General features: G+C 38.5%; 2 protein-coding genes and 2 tRNA genes. All 4 read left to right on the top strand.

Annotated elements, in window-relative coordinates; all coding sequences use genetic code 11:
- The first annotated feature begins 94 nt into the window (after window positions 1–94).
- The 4 genes from Q1K78_RS17210 (at window position 95) to Q1K78_RS17195 (ending at window position 3,006) form a co-directional block, all read left to right on the top strand.
- Window positions 95–1,537: a hypothetical protein gene (locus Q1K78_RS17210; protein WP_300181661.1), complete on the top strand. Its 1,443-nt coding sequence runs from the start codon at window positions 95–97 to the stop codon at window positions 1,535–1,537.
- A gap of 113 nt (window positions 1,538–1,650) precedes the next feature.
- Window positions 1,651–2,595: a 23S rRNA pseudouridine(2604) synthase RluF gene (rluF, locus tag Q1K78_RS17205; protein WP_300181659.1), complete on the top strand. Its 945-nt coding sequence runs from the start codon at window positions 1,651–1,653 to the stop codon at window positions 2,593–2,595.
- Between the two features lie 129 nt (window positions 2,596–2,724).
- A tRNA-Cys gene (locus Q1K78_RS17200) sits at window positions 2,725–2,798 on the top strand.
- Window positions 2,799–2,919: 121 nt separating this feature from the next.
- Window positions 2,920–3,006, top strand: a tRNA-Leu gene (locus Q1K78_RS17195).
- Window positions 3,007–3,111: the final 105 nt, after the last annotated feature.

Here is a 3,111-nt window from a genome sequence, read left to right as displayed (position 1 = left end):
AAGAAAAGCTGATTAAAAGTGTTTTTTATAATAAGATAGCCCGCAAGAGTGCCAGCACTTGTCTATTCAAATATAATTATTAAATGGGATTAGGATGAAACAATACTTTAAAATGGCAATGATTGCCTCAGCATTAGTTGGTGTCGTGGGGTGTCAGAGTACAGGTGGTGAATCAGCATCAGTATCTACAGAGCAAACTACAAATGTACAATCAGTATCAACGTTTGGTGTACTTGAAAAGCAATATTCACGGGATAAAACCACGTTTGATGCAGTAGAAGGATTTAAAATTTATTCTGCTTCAGCTTACGCTGAAATGATGGGAAATTGGATTGAAGCAAAAGAAGTTTATGCTGAAATTGAAAAAGAACCAGGGTTGCTTAATGAAGAGTATTCAATGTTCTCTTCTGGCTCTTATACCGCTAAGTATACCTCTTTAGTTGCGGCAGCAGATACTCAATTCAGTGTACTTAAAACGTATAAAGAAAAAGCGGATGTAGTGTTATCTGATGCGATTGCACAAATGGAATACATGAATTCTATTGAGGTTCAGCGCTATTATCCAACAGATTACGCAGAGTTAAATAAACAATATAAATCGCTATTTGTTACCGTGATTGAAGATGACATTGCGGAAGCACAAACAGATCAAGCGTCATTTTTGACAAAAGCAAGAGTGACAGAAATAAAAACAAGTTTAATGACCCATGTGACTCCATTGGAAAAAGAATTTTCGGTTTTATCTAGCAAAGGTTTTAAAGCCATTGCACCAATTAGTTACGGTCAAACAAAAGCAGAATTAGATAAGACAAAAAAAACAGTACAGGCTAATAATCGAGATCAAGCATTGATTGTTGATGTTGTTGCTAAAACTCGTTTCCAACTTGACCATCTTAAAAATATGGCTGCTGAAGTTAAATTATTAAAAGCGGTTAAAAATGGGCAGTTTGAACAATCGGTTTTAGAAGTAGAAAATAAATTGTTATCTATCTCACAAGCGATTAATGGTGATGACTATCGTGATCAACCGTTGAGAATGCAAACTACTGAGATTTTAGCTGCAGTACAACAAATGCATGCAATCAATAACACGGCAGATTTAGAAGAGAAGATTAAGGCGCTTAATGTTCAAATTAAGACCTTAGACATCACGGTTGAAAAACAAACGAGTGATCGTGCTGATGTTCAAAAGCAGGTGCTTGTACTAACACGGCAGTTAGAGCGTAACGATAATTTAATTAATAACTTAAATACTGTGATTGCTTCTTACAAAGAAAAAGAAGAAGCGGCTAAAGCAAAAGCAGACGTTGCGGCAGAGTCGGTAACGAGCCCTGAAGATAAAATGTCAGAAGTAACAGAGCCTGCGGTTGCTACATCAGCAGTTGAAGAAAATGCACCAACAACGGTTGAAGCGACTGATGCTGTTGAGACGAAAGCCGTTGAAAGTGCTGTAGAACCAAGTACAGTAGAAACAACAGTAATAGAACCTGCAACTTCTTCTTCAACTGAAGTAGTGGTAGAGGCTGAAACAAAATAACGCTTAGCGTTAAATCGTTATAGGGCACCCTAGGCATTAGTTTAGGGTGCTTTTTTATTGGATATTTATCCGTTTCTGATACACTGCGGCTGTTCACTTTTTAGAGGTACATCATGACATCACCAGAACCTAAATTAACCCGCTTAAATAAATTCATTAGTGATACGGGTTATTGCTCGCGCAGAGAAGCAGATAAACTGATCGATCTACAACGTATTACCATTAATGGCAAAGTACCTGAAATGGGCACCAAAGTTGCTGAAGGTGATGAAGTTTTGGTTGATGGTAAGCCACTAAAAGCAAAGCAAGAGCGTATTTACATTGCGTTTAATAAACCAGTTGGTATTACGTGTACAACTGAACGCCATGTAGAAGGTAATATTGTTGATTATATTAACCACGAACAACGTATATTCCCGATTGGTCGATTAGATAAACCTTCTGATGGTTTGATTTTTTTAACCAGTGATGGTGACATCGTTAATAAGATTTTACGTGCAGGCAATGCCCATGAAAAAGAATACGTGGTTCGAGTAGATAAACCAATTACCGATGATTTCTTGCAAAAAATGGCAGCCGGCGTTCCTATTTTAGATACAGTAACGTTGCCTTGTAAGATAGAGCAAGAGTCTCGTTTTGTATTTCGAATTACCTTAACTCAAGGGCTAAATCGTCAAATTCGTCGTATGTGTGAATACTTAGATTACGAAGTGTTTAAGCTAAAACGTGTGCGCATAATGAACATTGATTTAGGCCAACTAGCATCTGGTGAGTGGCGTTACTTAACGACGGCTGAGATGGAACAGATCAATAACATGATTGGTACATCAAGTAAGACAGAAGAAGCGTCGCGCAAAGTGCAAGAGATTGATGGTAAAGTTCGAGTGCTTAAAAAAGCCAGTTCGGGTCGTAATCATCACTCAAATAATACGTTTAATGAAAAACGCCGTGAAAAAGCGAAAGAGGAGAGATTTGGTAAATCTAATTTCAAACCAAAAGGTGATCGTAAAGACCAAACTAAACCGCAATCAGAAATCAAAGTTTGGCGTGCAAAATAGCTCATTTTTTCAACATCTTAGCTGGTTTCTTTGCGTTTTGGCGATAAAGTCAACAAACAGAGAGTTAAATGCTAATTTTTATTTGACTCTTTTTTTAAATCAGTTACATTAAGTCCCGTAAGCAGAGACGGCGCCTTGGCAGAGTGGTTATGCAGCGGATTGCAAATCCGTGAACCTCGGTTCGATTCCGGGAGGCGCCTCCATTTATTTGTTAGATAGAGAAAGTTAAACAGAACTAAAAATTACGACTTCGGTGGTAATTACAGATGGTGTCAACCGCTCTTTAAATAGAGTACATGGTAGAAGCATCGCAAGAAATTGCGTGCCCTGGTGGTGGAATTGGTAGACACAAGGGATTTAAAATCCCTCGGCGTTCGCGCTGTGCCGGTTCAAGTCCGGCCCGGGGCACCATCTATTTGTATAAATGAATTAAGTTATACCGAAATAACAGTAAATATTAGGGCGCCTTGGCAGAGTGGTTATGCAGCGGATTGCAAATCCGTGAACCTCGGTTCG

The sequence above is a fragment of the uncultured Aliivibrio sp. genome (assembly GCF_946479765.1).
In the GTDB taxonomy this organism is placed as follows: Bacteria; Pseudomonadota; Gammaproteobacteria; order Enterobacterales; family Vibrionaceae; genus Aliivibrio.
This window is presented reverse-complemented; position numbering and strand designations above follow the sequence as displayed.

What these genes read in the sequence shown, in the direction of transcription:
- Q1K78_RS17210 (WP_300181661.1), top strand. Translation starts at nt 95, where the DNA reads ATGAAACAATACTTTAAAATGGCAATGATTGCCTCAGCATTAGTTGGT.
- rluF (WP_300181659.1), top strand. Translation starts at nt 1,651, where the DNA reads ATGACATCACCAGAACCTAAATTAACCCGCTTAAATAAATTCATTAGT.